General features: G+C 47.7%; 14 protein-coding genes. All 14 read left to right on the top strand.

Annotated elements, in window-relative coordinates; genetic code table 11:
• The first annotated feature begins 31 nt into the window (after positions 1-31).
• The 14 genes from AC1RR2_RS14235 to AC1RR2_RS14300 all read left to right on the top strand — a co-directional run bounded on the left by AC1RR2_RS14235 (position 32) and on the right by AC1RR2_RS14300 (position 20,475).
• Entirely contained in the window at positions 32-1,039 is a 1,008-nt protein-coding gene (locus AC1RR2_RS14235) for an adenosine kinase (protein WP_493222920.1), read from the top strand.
• 162 nt (positions 1,040-1,201) lie between these two features.
• The gene (locus tag AC1RR2_RS14240) at positions 1,202-4,840 is read left to right on the top strand and encodes an EAL domain-containing protein (protein ID WP_493222921.1); all 3,639 of its coding nucleotides are present in this window, start codon (positions 1,202-1,204) and stop codon (positions 4,838-4,840) included.
• A 311-nt stretch (positions 4,841-5,151) separates the two neighbouring features.
• Positions 5,152-6,789, top strand: a complete 1,638-nt coding sequence (locus tag AC1RR2_RS14245) for a TldD/PmbA family protein (protein ID WP_493222922.1) — start codon at positions 5,152-5,154, stop codon at positions 6,787-6,789.
• Positions 6,790-6,802: 13 nt separating this feature from the next.
• On the top strand, positions 6,803-8,137 hold the full coding sequence (locus tag AC1RR2_RS14250; RefSeq protein ID WP_493222923.1) for a TldD/PmbA family protein: 1,335 nt from the start codon (positions 6,803-6,805) through the stop codon (positions 8,135-8,137).
• Between the two features lie 215 nt (positions 8,138-8,352).
• Entirely contained in the window at positions 8,353-9,990 is a 1,638-nt protein-coding gene (locus AC1RR2_RS14255) for a TldD/PmbA family protein (RefSeq protein WP_493222924.1), read from the top strand.
• A gap of 47 nt (positions 9,991-10,037) precedes the next feature.
• Positions 10,038-11,366, top strand: coding sequence for a TldD/PmbA family protein (locus AC1RR2_RS14260; protein ID WP_493222925.1), 1,329 nt, complete (start codon positions 10,038-10,040; stop codon positions 11,364-11,366).
• A gap of 170 nt (positions 11,367-11,536) precedes the next feature.
• Positions 11,537-12,157 (top strand): DUF4159 domain-containing protein, encoded by a 621-nt coding sequence (locus tag AC1RR2_RS14265; RefSeq protein WP_493222926.1) that lies wholly within the window; start codon positions 11,537-11,539, stop codon positions 12,155-12,157.
• Position 12,158: 1 nt separating this feature from the next.
• The gene (locus AC1RR2_RS14270; RefSeq protein WP_493222927.1) at positions 12,159-13,163 is read left to right on the top strand and encodes an AAA family ATPase; all 1,005 of its coding nucleotides are present in this window, start codon (positions 12,159-12,161) and stop codon (positions 13,161-13,163) included.
• 6 nt (positions 13,164-13,169) lie between these two features.
• The gene (locus AC1RR2_RS14275) at positions 13,170-14,054 is read left to right on the top strand and encodes a DUF58 domain-containing protein (RefSeq protein ID WP_493222928.1); all 885 of its coding nucleotides are present in this window, start codon (positions 13,170-13,172) and stop codon (positions 14,052-14,054) included.
• Positions 14,051-15,181, top strand: coding sequence for a hypothetical protein (locus AC1RR2_RS14280; RefSeq protein ID WP_493222929.1), 1,131 nt, complete (start codon positions 14,051-14,053; stop codon positions 15,179-15,181). The genes AC1RR2_RS14275 and AC1RR2_RS14280 overlap by 4 nt, the downstream gene beginning before the upstream one ends.
• Positions 15,165-17,288 carry a hypothetical protein gene (locus AC1RR2_RS14285; RefSeq protein WP_493222930.1) on the top strand — a complete coding sequence of 708 codons (2,124 nt, stop codon included), beginning with the start codon at positions 15,165-15,167 and terminating at the stop codon, positions 17,286-17,288. The genes AC1RR2_RS14280 and AC1RR2_RS14285 overlap by 17 nt, the downstream gene beginning before the upstream one ends.
• Positions 17,281-18,960 carry a hypothetical protein gene (locus AC1RR2_RS14290; protein ID WP_493222931.1) on the top strand — a complete coding sequence of 560 codons (1,680 nt, stop codon included), beginning with the start codon at positions 17,281-17,283 and terminating at the stop codon, positions 18,958-18,960. The genes AC1RR2_RS14285 and AC1RR2_RS14290 overlap by 8 nt, the downstream gene beginning before the upstream one ends.
• 535 nt (positions 18,961-19,495) lie before the next feature.
• Positions 19,496-20,230: a hypothetical protein gene (locus tag AC1RR2_RS14295; protein ID WP_493222932.1), complete on the top strand. Its 735-nt coding sequence runs from the start codon at positions 19,496-19,498 to the stop codon at positions 20,228-20,230.
• A gap of 23 nt (positions 20,231-20,253) precedes the next feature.
• The gene (locus tag AC1RR2_RS14300) at positions 20,254-20,475 is read left to right on the top strand and encodes a hypothetical protein (protein WP_493222933.1); all 222 of its coding nucleotides are present in this window, start codon (positions 20,254-20,256) and stop codon (positions 20,473-20,475) included.
• Positions 20,476-20,528: the final 53 nt, after the last annotated feature.

A 20,528-nucleotide genomic window follows, 5' to 3' on the forward strand; every position in this document is an offset into this window, starting at 1 on the left:
ATTGGAAACACCACTTTCTTTAAAGATGAAAATGAAAAAAAAGTATGACATTTACGGCCTAGGTGCGGCTTTGGTTGATACCGAAATTACTTTGCTCGATACGGATTTGCAAAATATGAAGGTCGATAAGGGCGTTATGACACTGGTTGATGAAGCGCGCCAGCAAGAATTGATCGCTGCATTGGAGCACCACCTGGTCGCATCAAAGCGTGCTAGTGGCGGCTCGGCGGCTAATACAATTATCGCGGCCAGTTATTTTGGTTGTCAGAATTTTTACTCTTGCAAAGTCGCTGCGGATGAAAATGGCGCATTTTATTTAAATGATATGAAAGCGGCTGGCGTCACCACGCCTTCACACTTCACGCCACCACCGGGGACTACCGGCAAATGTCTGGTCATGATTACCCCTGATGCAGAGCGCACGATGAATACTTATCTTGGTATGAGTGAGCTGTTATCGGTTAATGAAATTGACTTTGCGGTGGTGCCGGATGCGCACTATGTTTATATCGAAGGTTATCTGGTGACCTCGGTGACGGGCAGAGAGGCCGCGATTCGCTTACGTGAACATGCGCAACAGCAGGGAACAAAAATTGCGCTGAGTTTGTCTGATCCGGCGATGGTACAATTTTTCCGCGATGGTCTGTTGGAAATGATAGGCGACCAAGTGGATTTGATCTTCTGTAATCGCGATGAGGCACTGGGATTTATTCAGACCGATGATTTTGAATCGGCATGTAAGGGCTTGCAACAATACGCAAAACAATTTGCGATCACCTGTGGTGCAGATGGTGCGTATGTGTTTGATGGCGAACAATTGATACAGGTGCCTGCACCTAAGGTCGCTCCGATAGACACGAATGGCGCAGGTGATATGTTTGCCGGTGCTTTTCTGTTTGCTCTCACGCAAGGGGAGTCTTTCGCAAAGGCAGCCGCCTTTGCCAATTTAGCGGCTGCGAAAGTGGTGACACAGTATGGTCCACGATTGCAGGCAGCCCAACATCAGGCTTTGAAGCAGAGTTTTTTTGAAGCTGGATGATTATTGAGGGATAAATTCATCGCCTTTGCTTGCCCCTGGGACACCCCAAAAAACCAGAGAGGGCAGGGCGGTAGCGCTGTTTAGTGCAGATCATCTCCTGATAGTTGCAACTTCGTTTACAGAGTAAATCACCAACTCATGTTCGCATCATTTTCTAATCGAATGACAGGTTATTTCGCAGCGGTGCTAGTGGCATCGCTGGGGATACTGTTTGTTCTTTGGTATTTTGGTTTAGGTGCGCTGGGTTTGGTGGGAGCCAGTCAGCAAAGGCTAGACGCGGTGATGCAAATGCTGAGTGTCAAAGTGGATTTGCAGCGCGATATGATCGCACGTGAATTACAAGAAGCCAGTGGCGACGCCTTGTTGTTAGCAGAAAGTGCAGAATTGCAGCAATCTCTGCAGCAGACATTAAAACAGCCGGCCACTGCTTTATCGCACACCATGCTGACTTTACTAAAACGTCAGGAACGTGCCTACCCGCGACGTTTTACTCGCTTAATGCTGATCGATCCCGAGCATGCTGTGATCCTCGCCAGCAGTGAGGAGACAGAAGCGCAAACCGCGCTGTTTGATTCCAGCTTTACCGCACAGTCAAGCGATGCGATGACATCACGTCGTGTTACGAGTTGGATGCGACCAGATGGTAGCCGTGAATTACTGGTAGTCAGGGAAATTGATTTGCCCCCGGCAGTGCGCCAGCGTGATTTCAATAGAAGCACCGCGTCCGATGCTGGGAAAGTTTTATTGCCGGCTAAGGTGTGGCTGGTTGCGGTACTCAATTGGCAGCAAATGTTAAGCGCTGATATTGCAGTCGCAACCGGTTTACATCATCAAAGCGACAGCACCTTGTTATTTGATGACAAGGCCAATTTACTGATGCGTTTTCCTGCGCAAAAGATCGATCGAAATCAGCTCGATAATGTGGCGCCCGGCAGTGGGCTGGAGCAGGTCTTATTACAGACCAATAGTGTTGGTGAAGAATTTATTGTGGTGTACCGCCAGTTGCGATTGGGGACGCAACAAACCTGGAATATGGTACATAGCGTGCGCAAAGAGGAAGTTCTATCTGGCATGCCAGAAGGTTTGAATTTTCTGTTATTCGCAGGTGGTTTGATCACTTTGCTCGCTCTCAGTTTGATTTATCTGGCTTCACGTCGATTGACCCGTCCCTTGGGTTTTTTGGCCGATGTTGCCAATAAACTCGGACATGGAGAACTGCAGGTAAGGGTTCCTGCAAGCGTCTCTGAATCACGCGAAATCCGCGTTTTGTCTGAAGCATTTAATGGTATGGCAGATGCGGTACAAAATGCACAGGAATTATTGGAAGCTCAGGTCGCGCATCGCAGTCAGGCGCTGGCTTGGTCGGAGGCGCGCCACTTAACTCTGTTTAATGCGACCGCCAGTGCCGTCATGGTGATGGATGCAGATCGCATGATAGATTGCAATCCCGCAGCGATCACTCTGTTTGGAGCGCAGGACAAAGAGGATTTACTGCAATGTAAGCCATCAGATCTGTCACCCACTTTCCAAAAAAATGGTATCAGCTCCGGCAGCTTGGCGCGTGAATACATTTTCCTGGCACGCGATCAGGGCCAACATAGTTTTGAATGGATACATCGACGTCTGGATAATGGCGATTGCTTTGATGCTGAGGTTTTGTTAAATCGGGTTGAGTTGGATGGTCAAACGGTGATACAGGCCAGCGTGCGGGATATCTCGGCACGCAAACGGGTAGAGGATGCCTTGCATGCCAGTGAAGAACGACACCGGACTTTGGTCGAGTGGTCACCCGAGGGTATTAACGTCCATCGCAAATCGCGCTTGATCTATGTCAATGCTTCTGCCATACGGATGTTGGGGGCAGATTCCGCTGATCAATTAATAGGTCGGCCGATACGCGAAATTATGCATCCCGATCATCATCATTTGATACATAACCGGATTAAATCTATCAACGAGGTCGGCGGACGTGATCAGAATTTCGAGATGAAATTCATCAAAATTGATGGTAGCGTGATTGATGTGATGGGCCAGGGTGCTCTGATCGATTTTGACGGTGCGCCTTCTGTTTATGTGGCGTGGCACGATATTACGGCGTCCAAACGTCATGCCGAGTCGCAAAGGATAGCTGCGACCGCTTTTGAGTCGCAAGAAGGCATGTTTGTGACCGACGCCGCCTGGAATATTTTGCGCACGAATCAATCCTTTAATCAAATTACGGGCTTCACCGCAGATGATGTGGTCGGCGCGCCGCCGCATTTTTTCGATAAGCAATTTAATAATGAAATCGCTTATGCCGCTATGCAGAGCAGTATTCGTGAGCGCGGCTCCTGGCAAGGTGAGGTGTTAGATCAGCGCAAAAATGGTGACATGTTTCCGGCCTGGATTAATATTTCCAGCGTGACCGATGAGCAAGGTGTTATTACCCATTATGTAGGTACTTTTAATGACATCACTTTACGCAAGTCGGCCGAGGATGAGATTCGTAATCTGGCATTTTATGACCCTCTGACGCAACTACCAAATCGTCGTTTGCTGATGGATAGATTGGAACAAGCCTTAGCCTCAAGTAACCGACACCAGCGCAAAGGTGCGCTACTGTTTATTGATTTAGATAATTTCAAAACTTTGAACGATACCTTGGGACATGATCAGGGTGATCGACTGTTGCAGCAAGTTGCGCAGCGTTTGAGTAGCTGTACTCGTGAAGGCGATACCGTGGCTCGTTTGGGAGGTGATGAGTTCGTCGTCATGTTGGAGAATCTGGATGAGTATTCTTTTGATGCTGCGAATCATGCAGAGACCGTCGCCATCAAAATTCTTTCTGAATTAAATCAAACCTATTGGTTGGGCGTGAATGAACATCACAGCTCACCGAGTATCGGCATTACCTTATTTGGCGAGAAAGCAGAAACCATTTCTGAACCACTGAAACGCGCCGATCTCGCCATGTATCAAGCCAAAGCGGCGGGACGCAATACCATACGATTCTTCGACCCTAAGATGCAGGCCATGGTGACGCAGCGTGCAGAGTTGGAAGAAGATTTGCGCGATGCGATGCTGAACGATCAGTTTGAATTGTATTACCAGGCACAGTTTAATGATGAAGGACGTTTATTTGCCGCCGAAGTTTTGATCCGTTGGCATCATCCTACTCGTGGCATGATTTCGCCCGCTGAATTTATTCCAATTGCCGAAGACACGGGTTTGATTGCCATTCTTGGCTACTGGGTGCTGAACACAGCAACAAATCAATTGGCACGTTGGGCGAGTCAGCCAGAATTTGCTGATCTGACGATTGCAGTCAATGTCAGCCCTAGTCAATTTCACCAGAAAAATTTTGTCGATCAGGTGGAAGATGTGCTGGAACTGACTGGCGCTAATCCACGTCGCTTGAAGCTAGAGCTGACCGAAGGATTTTCTATTTCGAACATCGAAGACGTGATAGAAAGAATGTCGCAATTGAAAAAAAGAGGTGTGAGTTTTTCTCTCGATGATTTTGGTACTGGCTATTCATCCTTGTCCTACTTGAAGCGTCTACCTTTGGATCAATTGAAAATTGACCAAAGTTTTGTACGCGATATTTTGATCGATCCGAATGATGCCGCCATTTCAAAAATGGTGATTGTGCTGGCGGAAAGTTTGGGACTAAGTGTGGTGGCTGAAGGCGTAGAAACCTTGGCGCAAAAAGCCTTTTTACAAGAACAAGGATGCCGTGCTTATCAAGGCTATCTGTACAGCAAACCACTGCCGCTGGCGCAATTCGAAGTGTTCGCACGGCAAGCTTATCAGGCACTTTAAAATTAATTTTAGCGCAAGGTATTTTGTTAATGTTTGTGGCGCAATTTTGCTTAATTGACGGCGCTCATTAATTCTTTGTTACCACGCCATTTACACATCTGATTAAATCCGCCGTTCGTGCGGAACTTATTCCCTCTTGTTTTAGTCCTAATCGTCTAGTAACAATTCGTTCCAAGTAAAATCAATTGGCATCCAAGCGTCGTCGTCTCCAAGAAGAGAATCGATGGCGGGACTGCGATGACACTTGGTAAGAAGACTTTAACCCGGATCCTAATGGAAATCTGGGTTTAACCGATAATTCAGGAGACAAAATGCAAAGACGTGATTTTCTTCAATTTGGTGGCGCTGCACTAGGTGGTTTATTGATGCCTGCATTTGCCAGGGCAATTGAGGTCGATGAATTATTAAAACCCGTGTCCAACCAATTTCGTAAAAGCTTGGCTGATGTGGCCTTGAATGCGGCGACCAGTGCCGGTGCCAGTTATTGCGACGTGCGTATAGGACGCTATCTCAACCAATTCATTTCTACCCGTGACTTAAACGTAGAAAACGTCGCCAACACCGAATCAGCCGGTGTTGGTATCCGCGTTGTCGCCAATGGCGCATACGGCTTTGCTGCCACCAATGATATGTCGCCAGACAGTGTTGCCGCTGCGGCACGTCAAGCAGTGGCGATTGCAAAAGCGAATAGCAAATTACAAACGGCACCTTTGCAGTTGGCCGCGGTGAAAGGCGTGGGCGAAGTGAGTTGGGCAACGCCGATTAAAAAAGACTGGCGTATGGTACCGATTCAAGAAAAAGTTGATCTCTTGATCGCTGCCAATAAGGCCGGTATGGAAGGCGGCGCTAACTTCATGCAATCAGTGATGTTCCAAGTGAATCAACAAAAATATTTCGCCTCCACCGATGGCTCCTACATAGATCAAGATGTACATCGTCTGTGGATGCCGATGACAGCGACTGCGGTCGATCAAAAGACCAATAAATTCCGTTCGCGTCAGGGATTGTCTGCGCCAGTCGGTATGGGTTATGAGTATTTAGATGCACGCCCAGAGGACAAGATCAAAGCGGCTGGTGGCGTTGCAACGCTGTACAAAAATTCCTACGATCTGATCGCTGATGCACGCGCTTGCGGTGCCAGTGCTAAACAGAAATTGACAGCGAAATCGGTGGTTCCAGGTAAATATGATCTGGTACTGAGCCCAGAACATATGTGGTTGACCATCCACGAGTCAGTCGGCCATCCAACCGAATTAGATCGCGTACTTGGTTACGAAGCGAACTTCGCCGGTACCAGTTTTGCGACTATCGATAAATGGGAAAGCAAGAAATTCAAATACGGTTCCAATAACGTCAATATCATCGCCGAGAAAACCACACCGGGCTCACTTGGTGGCGTCGGTTACGACGATGAAGGCGTGAAGACTAAACGTTGGGACATTATCAAAGACGGTATCTTGGTCAACTACCAAGCCACCCGTGATCAGGTGCATATGCTCGGTCAAACGGAATCGCATGGTTGTTCTTATGCCGATAACTGGAGCAGTGTGCAATTCCAGCGTATGCCAAATATCTCCTTAGAAGCAGGCAAAAAACGCCTGACGCCGGATGAAATGGTTAAGGATGTTAAGAAAGGGATTTACATCATCGGTGATGGTTCCTTCTCTATCGACCAGCAACGTTATAACTTCCAGTTCGGCGGTCAGATGTTCTTTGAAATCAAGAACGGTAAGATCGGTGAGCAATTAGAAGATGTAGCCTATCAATCGAATACACAAGAGTTCTGGAATGCCTGCAGCGCCACTTGTGATGAGCGCGATTGGCGCATGGGCGGCTCTTTCTTTGATGGTAAAGGTCAGCCATCGCAATCGAGTGCGGTATCGCACGGTTCTAGTACCACGCGCTTCAATGGTATTAATGTGATCAACACTGCTCGCAAAATTGCTTAAGGAGGGCTTGATCATGAAATTACTGAGTCAACAAGAAGCGCAAGCGATTTGCAATAAAGTCTTGAGCTTGTCCAAAGCGGATGAATGCAATGTGCAATTGGGCGGTGTCAATACCGGAAATATTCGTTTTGCGCGCAATGCGGTATCCACCTCGGGTGCAGTCAGTGACACCCAATTGGTGGTGGCCGTTGCTTATGGCAAAAAACAAGGGATCGCGACCATCAATGAATTTGATGAGAAATCCTTGGAAAAAGTCGTGCGCAGAGCCGAGGATCTGGCACGGTTAGCACCAGAAAACCCTGAGTTCATGCCAGCGGTCGGCAAGCAAGACTACAAAGCCTCGCCGACTTTTAGTCCTAAAACGGCAGCGATAGATCCCGATTTTCGTGCTGAATTGGCGGCTTACACGATAGAAGCTTGTCGCAAAAAAAATCTGGTAGCAGCAGGATTTTTTACCGATAACAGCAGTTTCTCCAGTATTGCTAATTCAAATGGTGTATTCGGTTATCAGCAAGAAACTGGCTTAGATTTTACCTGCACCGTGCGCACTGAAGACGGTCGCGGTTCGGGTTGGGTCAAACGTTCTATCGGCGACGCTGCACGTTTCGACGCGCGTGAAGCGGCTGATGTGGCGATAGAAAAAGCGCTACGTTCGGTCAATGCCAAAGCCTTAGAGCCAGGTCGCTACACCGTGATTTTGGAACCAGCCGCGACTTCCGATTTGATCGGTAATATGCTCGGTGGATTCGATGCACGTCAAGCCGATGAAGGCCGTAGTTTCTTATCTAAAAAAGGCGGTGGAAATCGTCTCGGCGAAAAGTTGTTCGATGAGCAAGTCAATATTTGGGCCGACCCTTGGCATCCTGAAGTCGCCGTCCTGCCTTGGGATGGTTCTATGTTGCCACGCCAACGTACTGAAGTGATTAAGAACGGTCGCGTGAATGCTTTGGAATATTCTCGTTTCTGGGCGCAAAAACAAAAGCGTGATCCGCTCGCTGGCCATGGCAATATGATCATGGCAGGCACAGATAAAAGCACGGCAGAATTGATTGCGAATACTAAGAAAGGTGTGTTGGTCACACGCACTTGGTACATCCGTATGGTCGATCCGCAATCAGTGTTATTGACGGGCTTAACGCGCGACGGCACTTTCTATATCGAGAACGGCAAGATCATGTATCCGATTAAGAATTTCCGTTTCAATGAGAGTCCGGTGACGATGTTGAACAACATCGAGGAAATCGGCAAACCTGTGGTGATCGCGGGTGACGAAGTGCCGTATCAAATGCTGATACCACCGATGAAAGTGAGAGATTTCAACTTCACTTCTTTGTCGGATGCGGTGTAGTGTCGGTTTTATCTAATCGTAATTATTAAGTCAGTTATGAAAAACAAGTCAGAAGTATGAACCGCAGAGGCGCAGAGTACGCAAAGAAACACATAGAGCATTCTCTGCGTACTCTGCGCCTCTGCGGCAAAAGCTATTGATTTGGGAGCTTTTCATCGAAGTTTACATATTTACCGCTAGTTACAGTCATTGTTCAATTTTATTCAGGAGTTGCTATGGAAAGACGTAGCTTTTTAAAGATCAGTGGCATCGCCGCCGGCAGTATGATTATCCCGGTTTATGGCAACGCAATCGCTGCCGAAGCGCTGATGAATCCAGTCGGTAATGCCGTCAAAAAATCCTTAGCAGATGCGGCAATGAGTGCTGCGACGCAGGCAGGTGCCAGCTATTGCGATGTGCGCATAGGGCGTTATGTCAATCAATTCATTACCACCCGTGATTTGCGCGTTGAAAATATCGTTAACAGTGAATCGATGGGCGTTGGTGTGCGTGTCATTGCGGGTGGTGCTTACGGCTTCGCCTCTACCAATGATTTGTCCGTCGATGCGGTGGTGAGCATGGCACGGCAAGCGGTAGCGATTGCCAAGGCCAATGCCAAGTTGCAGACCGAGCCGCTGATACTGGCACCAGTCAAAGGCGTGGGTGAAGTCGCTTGGGCTACCCCATTCACAAAAGATTGGCGCACGATTCCTGTTAAGGAAAAAGCCGATATGTTGATTGCGGCGAACAAAGCAGGTTTAGAAGCCGGCGCGAATTTTATGCAATCGAATTTATTCCAGGTGAATCAGGAAAAATACTTTGCCTCGACCGATGGTTCTTATATCGATCAAGACATACATCGCTTGTGGGCACCGATGACAGCGACTGCCGTCGATAAAGCGACTAATAAATTCCGAACTCGTGAAAGCCTTTCATCACCAGTCGGTATGGGTTTTGAATTCTTCGATGTCAATCCTAAAGATAAAGTGATGGCCGCTGGTGGCGTGGCAAGCTTGTATAAGCACTCGTTAGATGTCATTGAAGAAGCGCGTGAAGCAGGTCGTCAGGCACGTGAAAAACTCTCCGCTAAATCGGTAGAGCCAGGCAAATATGATTTGGTTTTGAGTCCAGAGCATTTATTCTTAACGATACACGAGTCAGTCGGTCACCCGACTGAGTTGGATAGAGTCCTTGGCTATGAAGCGAATTACGCGGGCACTAGCTTTGCGACGCTGGATAAATGGCGCAGCAAAAACTTTAAGTTCGGTGCGGATCGCGTCAATTTCTTCGCTGATAAAACGACACCGGGCTCGCTCGGAGCGGTTGGCTATGATGACGAAGGCGTGCCAGCAAAGCGCTGGGATATTATCAAAGACGGCGTACTGGTTAATTATCAAGCGACCCGCGATCAGGCGCACATCATTGATGAAAAAGAATCGCATGGTTGTTCCTATGCCGATAGCTGGAGCAGCGTGCAATTTCAACGCATGCCGAATGTCTCTTTAGCCGCAGGCAAAGCACCATTGACACCGGATGAGATGGTGAAAGACGTCAAGAAAGGAATCTATATCCTGGGTCGTGGTTCCTACTCTATCGATCAACAACGCTATAACTTCCAGTTTGGCGGTCAGCTCTTTTTCGAAATCAAGAACGGCAAAATTATTGGTCCGGTGGAAGACGTTGCTTACCAATCGAATACCCAGGAATTTTGGAATAGCTGCAGCGCGATTTGTGATGAACGTGATTGGCGTATGGGCGGTTCTTTCTTTGATGGTAAAGGTCAACCTAGTCAAGTCAGTGCAGTGTCACATGGTTCTTCTACTGCCCGCTTCAACGGCATTAATGTGATCAATACAGCGCGCAAAATCGCTTAAGCTAATCGCGGCAAATAAGATAAAGCAAAATAAATAAGGACGATAAGATGAAAAAGATGACTCAGGAAGAAGCAAAGCGTATTTGCGACCGTGTAATTGGTTTTTCTAAAGCAGATGAATGTCGTGTTGCTATACAGGGCACGCGTGCCGGCAATATCCGTTACGCACAAAATAGCGTGTCGACCGCAGGTTTGAATCAAGATACCCAGTTGTCAGTCAGTGTCGCCTTTGGCAAACGTCAGGGCACCGCTACTATCAATGAATTCGACGATAAGTCTTTGGAAAAAGCCGTGCGTAGAGCAGAAGATATCGCGCGTCTGGCACCTGAAAATCCAGAATTTATGCCCGCGGCATCCAAGCAAGAATTCAAAGCGACGCCAACCTACTTTGAACAAACAGCGGCAATCGATCCCGACTATCGTGCCGAGGTCGCCATGCAAAGTATCAGCTTAGCAAAGAAAAATAAACTGATTGCAGCAGGATTTTTCTTAGACACTTTGGGCTTTGAAGTGATCGCCAATTCCAATGGCGTATTTGGTTTTCAAGAATCTTCGAATCTCAGTTTTAGTTGCACTGCGCGTACCGAAGATGGCCGTGGCTCCGGCTGGGTGACCCGTACGGCAAATGATGCAAGATTGTTTGATCCGCGTGAAGCTTCTGAAGTCGCGATTGAAAAAGCCATGCGTTCGGTCGATGCTAAGGCTTTGGAGCCTGGTCGTTATACGGTGGTGTTGGAGCCAGCCGCTTCCTCAGATATTTTGAATTTCATGTTCAATGCCTTCGATGCGCGCCAGGCCGATGAAGGCCGTAGCTTCCTTTCTAAAAAAGGCGGCGGCAATCGTCTCGGCGAAAAGATGTTTGATGAACAGGTCAATATCTGGACGGATCCTTGGAATGCCGATGCCCCGGTCAGCCCTTGGGATGGCGGGTCTATGCAAGCACGGGAACGTAGCTCTATCGTTAAGAACGGTAAGATCGAGTCGCTGCAATATTCAAATTTCTGGGCGAAAAAACAAGGTGTAGCCGCCAAAGGTCGCGCTGGCAATACCATCATGGCGGGCGGCAATAAGTCCACCGAAGAACTGATTGCTTCAACCAAAAAAGGTATTTTGGTGACACGCACTTGGTATATCCGCTCGGTCGATCCACAATCCTTATTGGTAACGGGTCTAACACGTGACGGCACTTTCTATATCGAGAATGGCAAAATCAAACATCCGATTAAAAATTTCCGTTTCAATGAAAGCCCGGTCACGATGTTAAACAATATCGATGATTTGGGTAAGACGCAGGTCTTCGGTGATGGTCGTAAATCGGTGGTGCCCGCAATGAAATTGCGTGATTTCAATTTTACCTCTTTGTCTGATGCGGTTTAAAGTTTTGGAGAAGCTTAGAAACATTTGACGCAGAGGCGCAGAGGGCGCAGAGAAAACATAAGATGAGATTCGATTTTCTCTGCGTCCTCTGCGCCTCTGCGGCGAAGCTCTTTTGTAGCCCCTATAGCTATGCTCAAGCCTAAACATTTTTTTCTATAATACCTCTCCGCATGAGCAATTACGACTTCTATTTCACCCGTTTAATGTATGACTCCGGCGATTGGGATGTGGATATCCGCATGCCTAGCAATGTCTTAAATTCCTTGGTCGAATACACCACGCTACGGGTCGATACGGTAGAGCGCGTGCTAGCTTTATCCGATCCCAAAATGTTGGAAGCGCCATTTTGTTATATGGCGGGACATAAGCTGGTGCAATTAAGTCCTATAGAGCGAAAACACTTAGAACGTTACATCAAGGGTGGTGGCTTCTTATTTGTCGATGATTGCAATCACGATATTGATGGCTTGTTCGCTAAATCATTTGAAGCAGAAATCGCGAAAATATTTGGAACTAAAGCCTTAAAAAAGATTCCTAATACGCATCCGCTCTACACCAGTTTTTTTCGATTTGATGGGCCGCCCAATACCAGTGTGGAATTGAATGGATGGGGCGATGACCTGGTGCATGATTATCTAAAAGCGATAGAAATCAACGGTCGTATTCGTCTGCTCTACAGTAATAAAGATTATGGCTGTGAGTGGGATTACGATTTTAGGAACAAGCGTTTTTTAGCGGTAGATAACACCCGTTTTGCGGTGAATATTATTCAGTATGCTTTAGGAGCGTAGTATGCAGTCGAATGTGCAAGCGAGTTGGAACGAGCAAGAAATCAGCGATCTGAGCAGTAAAGTACACGCACTTACCGAAAGCATGTCGCAGGTGATTATTGGTCAAAAAGACGTGATCGAATCTTTGGTGATCTGTCTGTTAGCAGGTGGTCACGCTTTGGTTGAAGGTGTGCCTGGACTGGGCAAAACTTTGCTGGTGAAATCATTAGCACAAGCGACTGACTTGGAATTTCGCCGCGTGCAATTTACCCCGGATCTGATGCCCTCAGATATTGTTGGTACTGAGATTTTAGAAGAAGATACCACGACACGTCAGCGCGTATTTCGCTTTCAAAAAGGGCCTGTGTTCACCCAAGTTTTATTGGCTGACGAAATCAATCGCGCACCACCGAAAACGCAATCGGCTTTATTAGAAGCGATGCAGGAACGTTGTGTGACTTTCGCTGGACATACCCATCGTTTGCCCAAACCTTTCTTCGTCCTAGCCACTCAAAATCCTATCGAACAAGCCGGGACTTATCCCCTACCCGAAGCGCAGTTGGATCGCTTCTTATTGCGTATCGACGTCGGCTATCCAAGTGAAGATGAAGAAATGCTGATGGTAGAGCGCACCACGCATGCAGGCATTGCTGATGCCGTCAGTGCGATGGATGTCGATACGCTTTTGCGTTTACAAGCTCTGGTGCGTGACATCGAAGTTGGTGAACATCTAGTTCGTTACGCCACCCGTTTGATACGCGCAACACGTCCACAATTGACGCAAGTGCAAAGCGTGAAAAAACACGTAGGCTGGGGCGCTGGGCCTCGCGCTGGGCAAGCTTTGGTGTTGGCATCGAAGGCGCGCGCACTGATGCATGGTCGTCTGGCGGTAACGCGCGAAGATATGGCGGCGATGTTACTGCCGGTATTAGCGCATCGTGTTTTGCGCAATTTTGAAGCGGAGGCAGATGGTGTTGCTATCGCTGATATCTTGCTTGCTTTGCGTGAGCAGATAAAGATAGATTAAGCAAAAATGTTGGATACAGCCGCTCTATTGGCGCACAGCCAAGACCTTGATTTGATCATTCGTCATGTATTGGCGGGTCTGGGACATGGCTTGCATGCAGGACGTGAACGCGGCGCTGGCGTTGAATTTTCAGAATACCGTGCCTATGCGCCTGGCGACGAATGGCGTCGTGTTGATTGGAAATTATTAGCACGCAATGATCGCTACTATGTGCGCGAAGCCGAGCGCGATAGTCATGTTGCGATCTGGTTGTGGCTAGATGCCAGCGCGTCGATGGCGGAACCTAGCTATCAATATCCCGGCGTGACCAAATTACACTTTGCGCGTGCGATTTTGGCCTGTCTGGCAGCCGTCGCACAGCGTCAGGGTGATGCATTCGGTTTGCTAGTCGCGCAAAACGGCAGGCTACAAATCACACCTGCATCACGTGGGCCGCGACAGCTACACCGCATCATGGCGCAGCTCAATCAAACACAGGCACAAGGCGCATTGCCTGACGCTGCTATGGTGAAATCGCAGTTGCATTTCGCCCGCGCTCCGAGTTTGATATTCGCGGTCAGCGATTTCCTCGAATGGCCTTCTGCCAGTTCGGAGAACCTGATTCGTTTGCGTCAAATGCAGCACGATGTACGTGCTTTATGTTTGCTGACCCAAGCCGAACGCGATGCCAGTTTTTCGACTGAGGTCGCCTATGTTGATCCCGAACAGCCAGACAGTCTGGTGAAGATATCGGACAGCACCCGAGCCGACTACAAGTCCACGCTAGAGGCGCATTTTGCGAACGTCGCACAGCAATGCCGCCAAGTGAATATTCCTTACCTCGCCGCGTGCATAGAGCAAGACATAGGTAAAGTCTTGCGTGACTGGCTAAGATTGGCGGGGCGCGCATGAGTAGTATGTCTGCTTACTGGTGGCTATTGCTGCCATTGATTATTTTCCCGATTTTGTGGTTGCGTCAAAGACGCGAAAGTTCGTTGCGTCAGAGTTTAGCGACCGCAAAATTTTTAGCAGCAGCCAGTCCGCACATGGTGCAAGTCTGGCGTTGGCAAGCGTGGCTATTACTCATTCTGCGGTGCCTATTACTGCTGATCGCTATTGCATATCTGGCGAGTATCTTGATGCGTTGGCGCGGTGACACGGTATTGATTGCCTCCGGCAGTGATAGCGCTTGGGTAGAACAACAAATTAATGTCGGTAAAATGCAGGATGCGAAGCGCATGAGTTTTTGCGCCGATGTTGGCTCTGATCTTAACTGTGATATCCAAAGCTCACAGATTTTGTATTGGCTAGAACAACATCAAAGCTGGTGGAAAAAATCAGCAAGACTCTTGGTCTTGGGTGACGCTAGTCAGATTCGACTTAACGCACAAGCTCCCCAATTGGCACAGACCTTGGAAGCAAAAGTACGGCCCCCTTCAAATGCCAACAAGCCAGTAAAAACGAAGCCGGCAGATCGCTACATCGCCTTGCACAGCGACAGAGTAGCGGCATGGCAGCATATGTTTTCTGCGTTTGCGGTGGCGGGTATGGCTGATCAGCATTATGTCTGGCAACAAGAACCCGACGCGCGGACTGAATTAGTGATTTGGGATAGCGCGCAGGCAGTTCCGCAAAACTGGAAAACGAATTCAAAAGCCCATCTTTGGTGGCTCAGTTCAGGCGCCGGCATCGTCAATGATCAGACAAGGGAAGAGAAACATCCTGGTTTGCAGTCACTGGCCGACAATAAGCTTCAAATTAAACAGTTTAAAACGACTGAGAGCCGTTATTGGTTAATGCAGAGTGGCAGTGATTGGCCTATCAACCTGAATGATAAGCAAAACGCAAAAAAACTATTCGAAGCCTGGCAAATGATGAGTTTGAAGACGCCGGATTATCCCGCCACTTCGTTCAACCTGCCAGCGAGCAAGAACACCACTCCACTGCAGCAGCAAGAAAACACGCGTGATGTATTGCTGGTTATGCTGCTGTGTATTTTTGCCTTAGAACGGATATTGACCCATGTCAGACGTCGCTGAAGTGCGCCGTCGTGTGACGGCTAAATTATGGCGTGCTGCCAGTTTCCATAGCTTGCCAGCATGGATAGCAATACTCGCGCCTTGGATCATTTTGCACCAGCTCTGGCCGGTGCTAACCGGTGTATTTGCAGCCGTTCTCTATTTTGGGTGGACAAAAAAACGCATAGACACACATTGGATCAGTTGGAGTAACGCCCGTTTTCCTGAGTTGGAAGACAGTATGCATTTGCTGGCAAGCGATGCTGATACCGCAGCATTAAGCTCCGTCGCGCAATTGCAAAGGGCACGCCTATTACAGAAGATTGAGCACGCATTTAGCGATGCTGCTTGTCGCAGTTTGGTCAGGCAATATCTAAATTTTCCTCGAAGCGTGATGGTGATCAGTTGGCTGCTTGCGGTGGCGTGGTTTTTCTTACCAGCGCAAACGCCTGGTCTTAAAAGTAATCCTCTGGTAAGCGATATCAAGGCTAAGCAAGCCTTGCAACTGAACTCAGCATTGAGTGTGCATGTGGTACCACCGGCTTACACTAAGCTGCCTGCTTTCACCAGCGCCCCAAAAGAGATGCAGATTCCAGAGAATAGTCAGGTGCGCTGGTGCGTGACGTTGCCGTCTGGAGCCGAGAGCGCTAAAGAAGCTTTGAATATAAATTTGAGTAATGGACAAACGCTGAATTTTACTCAACATGGTGAACACCACTGTGCGGAATGGCAGGCCAGTGAAACGGTGTTCTGGAGTTGGAGCGCCGATGCAGCGAAGACCCGTGTCGTACTCAAAGTGCTGTTAGATCAGGCACCACAAATCAAAATCACGACGCCGAGCGAAATGGTTCAGGTGTTGGCGCAGGACGCAAAACAAGTTCGCATCGCATTGCGTATCACGGATGACTATCAAATTACGCAAGCCAGCATGCACATGACTTTAGCCCGTGGTAGCGGCGAGAATATTCGTTTCAGCGATAAGGAGATGCCAGTCCCGCAGAGCAAAGACAGTAAGCTGCGCGAGTGGGACAAACTATGGTCTTTAAGTGAATTGGGCATGGAGCCTGGTGACGAGTTGTATTTCTTCGTTCGTGCGACCGACAATGCCGATAAAAATCCGCATATGACGCGTTCACCGACCTACACTCTACGCCTGCCATCACCCGAAGCCGCAGCAAAAGAAAGCTTGGCATTGCCGATGTTGGTTAAAGTAGAGTCCTTGCGTAGTCAGCGGCAGATTATTATCGACACCGAACAACTACTGACTGATATCAAGGCCAATCCAAAATTGAATCCTAATTTAATCCGTACGCGCAGCGAAATGATCGCCGGTGATCAGGGCGCTTTAAGACGACGTTACGGAAAATTCTTGGGCGAAGAGTCAAGTCTGTTTGCCGATGACGATGGTGATCACGGCGATCACGATGGACCTGGCAAAAAGGGTGAAAGTGCCCCCGTCGATTTAGCTGCCCAGTATGGTCATGCCCACGATCAAGAAGAGAGCGCGACTTTATTCGACGAAGCGACTAAGAAAATCTTAAGGCGCGCTCTGGCTGCCATGTGGGACGCAGAAAAATCTTTGCGAGCCATCAGTCCAGCCAGTGCATTAGCACCAGAAAATAAGGCCTTAGAAGCCATCAAACAATTGCAACAAGCTGATCGAATCTATCTGCACAAGGCCGCATTTACACCGCCTGTGATCAAAGAAGAAAAGCGCTTGAGCGGTGATGTTTTAGATTTGAAAAATACGAACAAAAAGCAGAACGAGGCTGCAGTTATCGTGCCAGAAGATATTCGCAACTTATTGATCGCCTTGCAGCGTCAAGACAGCTTGCCAGCGCTGTGGTCAAAAACAGCACGTGACTGGATTGCGGAACAAATCAACAATGAAGAACAACGACTTGCAGCACAGGCGGCGATACAAGATGTGATTGATGGATGCGCGACTTGCCGTCCTGCCCTAGCGGCGTGGATACGTCAGGGTATTTCGCATGCGGAGCTAATTTTGCAAGGTCGTAGCGTTTTAAAACCCAAGCAAAGCAGTGCCTTTGATAAAGCATGGGAAGCGTCTTTGCAAAACAAGCAGCCGCAAACAGCAAATGGGCGAACGGAAAACAGCCATGAGTGAACTAGACTTTTCTTTATCGCTATCGCCTCTGCAGTTAATTTTGCTCTTAGTCTTAGTCGCCATTGCGGGATTTTCTGCTTTCCATTATTGGCGTAAGGGCCAAAGTTTGGATGCGCTGTTGATTAGTTGTGCCGCCATTTGTATAGCCGTGTTGATCCTCGATCCGCGCATGCTCGCGGGTGACAAAATTGCCTTGATCGACAGTGATGACAGTCAATTGAACATGGCGCAATTGACGCTAGACATGAGCAAGGCACAAAGTGCCCAACTCAAAGGTGATGGCTTGAGCGAGGCGCAATGGCAAGACTTGCCGCGCATACCTGTGCAATGGTTAGCGCAAGCTGAAAAGCAAAAGACGACCGAAATTGTGCGCTTAGATTTCCCTACACATCTTGCGCAAGGTCGGGTGTTTAATCTCGCGGCAGAACGTGAACAAGTGCCTGACGAATGGCGACTGCAATTGCTAGCAGAGAATCAAACCGTATTGGCCGAGGCCCGTGGTAAGGAAAAACGTTTGAGCCTGAATTGGTTACCGCCAGTTTCCGAACGCATGGTATTGCATGCACGTTTGCTCGATAGCAAAGAGAAGATAATAGAGCAAGGCCCTATTCCTTTAGAAGTCACGCCTGTACAAAGCCTGAACGTACATGCGCGGTTTGCCGCCCCTTCTTTTGATACGCAAACTTTGAACGATTTGCTCACTCAAAGTAAGGCCAAGTTGGACTGGCAAACAAGGTTAGGTAAAACCGTTACGCGCATTGAGGCTCAAGACGACGCAGCCAATACGAAAGACAGTCGGCCTCTACTAGACCATCAGCAGGCACCAGACCTAGTGATACAAGATGGCGCTTACTTTGAACAGATGAGCCTTGTTGCACGTACTCAGCTCTTACAACAAGTCGCTCAGGGAAGTGCCTTGATACTACTAGGAGCTAACGCCAGCGACAGCAACGTATGGCAGCGTGAATTAGGTTTACGCGTGTCGCCCACGTCTTCGGATAAAGTGCTAACCATTAATGCTTTGATGAATTTGAGCCCAACTTCACTGGTTCCGCAAATGAAGCAAAGTCAAAACTGGACTCAGACCGCAGAGCGTCCTTGGTTAGCGCAACGCAGTTGGAAAAATGGCCAAATACTCTGGCTCGCTGTCGCCGATTGGCACCGCTACAAAATCAGCGCCCCAGATGCTTTGAGTTTGTGGTGGCAAGATATTCTAGATCTGGCGCAGGTAGAGAAAAATCAAGACTGGCGCCTGCAGCCTGAACAAGCGATGCCACAAATAGGTCTACGCATGCGTGTCTGTAGCCTGGGTTTAGCAGCCCAAGACCTGGTCTTACTCCCACAAAATTCGCACCACCGTTTGCAAGCGGCGGCGGATAAAGCCGATGCCTTATGCGCGGCATTCATTCCAAACAAAGTGGGGTGGCAAGAATGGCAAACGCAAAGCGAAGCCAAAACAACTGCCAGCGGTGCCTACTACGTTTATCAAAACCAAGACTGGCCAAGCTGGCAAAGAGCACAACGCCGTGACGCGACAGCGGCGTTCATCGCCAGCACAGCATTGCAAAATAAATCCAAGCTAGCATCGCAATCAGCGACAGAGAAATGGCCCTGGGTTTTGGGTTTGATGGCCCTGATGTTGATCTTGTGGTGGCGCGAGCAGCGGGCTTGAGTTGTTAAGCCATTCAAATAAACGATCAATAAGAAATGGTCGATCACTATTGATGAAGCAATGATATTGCTATAAGGTCATGTTCTTGGGCATCAGTCCTTGTGACCGATAGACATTGCATCATCAAGAGCCGAGTCGGACTACTTTCTGCGCGCAATAAATATGCTTTGCGTCTTCACTAGAATGCCTTCCTCATTCGACCTTGCTGGTTTAATGGCGAGCTTGTATTTTACGAATTAATGATTACGACTCTGCTACATCTCCCCGCAGCATATTGAATTGTGGCTGGGCCCCACAATGTGTATTCCTTAGGAAGAATTTCAAGAAATCGCAAAGTCGGCAGGATAAAAGCTCGTCGGTGAGACACAATTTTTTTATCATCAAACATTTCTTCGTAACACTTATGATGAAGATGGAAGTGATGTCTTTCTGTTTTTGGATTTGTCTGACGATAAAATGAACTGCATCACTGGCATTAACATGTTCAATCGTTCTTAAAAATTCTATTTTTACTTTTTTATCCTTAGCAATTTATATGACCACAACAAATAATTTTTCAGTCAAATTGAGAGCGCTATTACATCGATTTACAAAGCAACTCTTGCTTGCGAATGTGAGCTATTTGTGTCATAAAAAAAGAATTCACCGGTTGTTTCTGTCGTTGGTGATTGTCGGAATCTCGATAGTCACGTTTGGTCATTTGTTTAGTGAATCAAAGGCGAATGATTTGTCTGGGCAGGAAACCTTGAAAAGCAAGAGTGATCAAGGCAAAAAAACGATATCAAACTCTGAAGAAGTGCAAGAATTTATACCAAATCATCGGCCTCCAATGGAGAGGTTTTTCCAGGTCATTGGTAAAGTATTGGCGAGTGAAGATGGGCGAATTACAAAAGAACATCTTGAATTCATATTTAGTGTGAAATTGCTCGATCGCCCATTGTCAAAAGACGAAATAAAGAAACATCCACTTATGTCCAATTATTATTTTCGACCAGACGTGGATTGGCATGATGGTTTCTCTTTAACGAGAAACGAAAGCTATTCCAACTTTACACTGATATTTAACTCTGCATTTTGTGTCAAGTATCAAGGTTTTAGAGAAGTTGTTAAAAGCGCTGGCTGGGAACTATCTGAATCACCTTACTTCCATCACCCGATGGCATTGAGGGAACGATATAAAAAGGACGTTGATGGCGCTGGTCTATTCGTTGATTTTAATATTGATGGATGTATCAAATTATTGGTAATGTCCAATTCGCAATACAATTAATTTTTCTATCAGACGAGATCCCAATGACTTCAATAAATAATTATTCAGAAAAACTAAGAGAATTATTCCTTAAAGTCGCAAATCAACAAGTTGTTGTGACTGCAGGTGGCGTAAATTCTCAGGCCTCTTTAACGCTGTTAAATGCTTTGAATTCGTCCCCTGTACTTTTTTTGCAAATGATAAATGTAGTCAATGCAGGCTTAGTCACAGAAATTAAGGCGGGGGGTGTCCTGAATTTTGTGTAAACGGTGTTTAAGTTAAGCTACAGGCATACGGTCGCCGAACTGAATAGTAAATC

It is taken from the genome of Undibacterium sp. GW821-FHT11H02, from assembly GCF_058808015.1.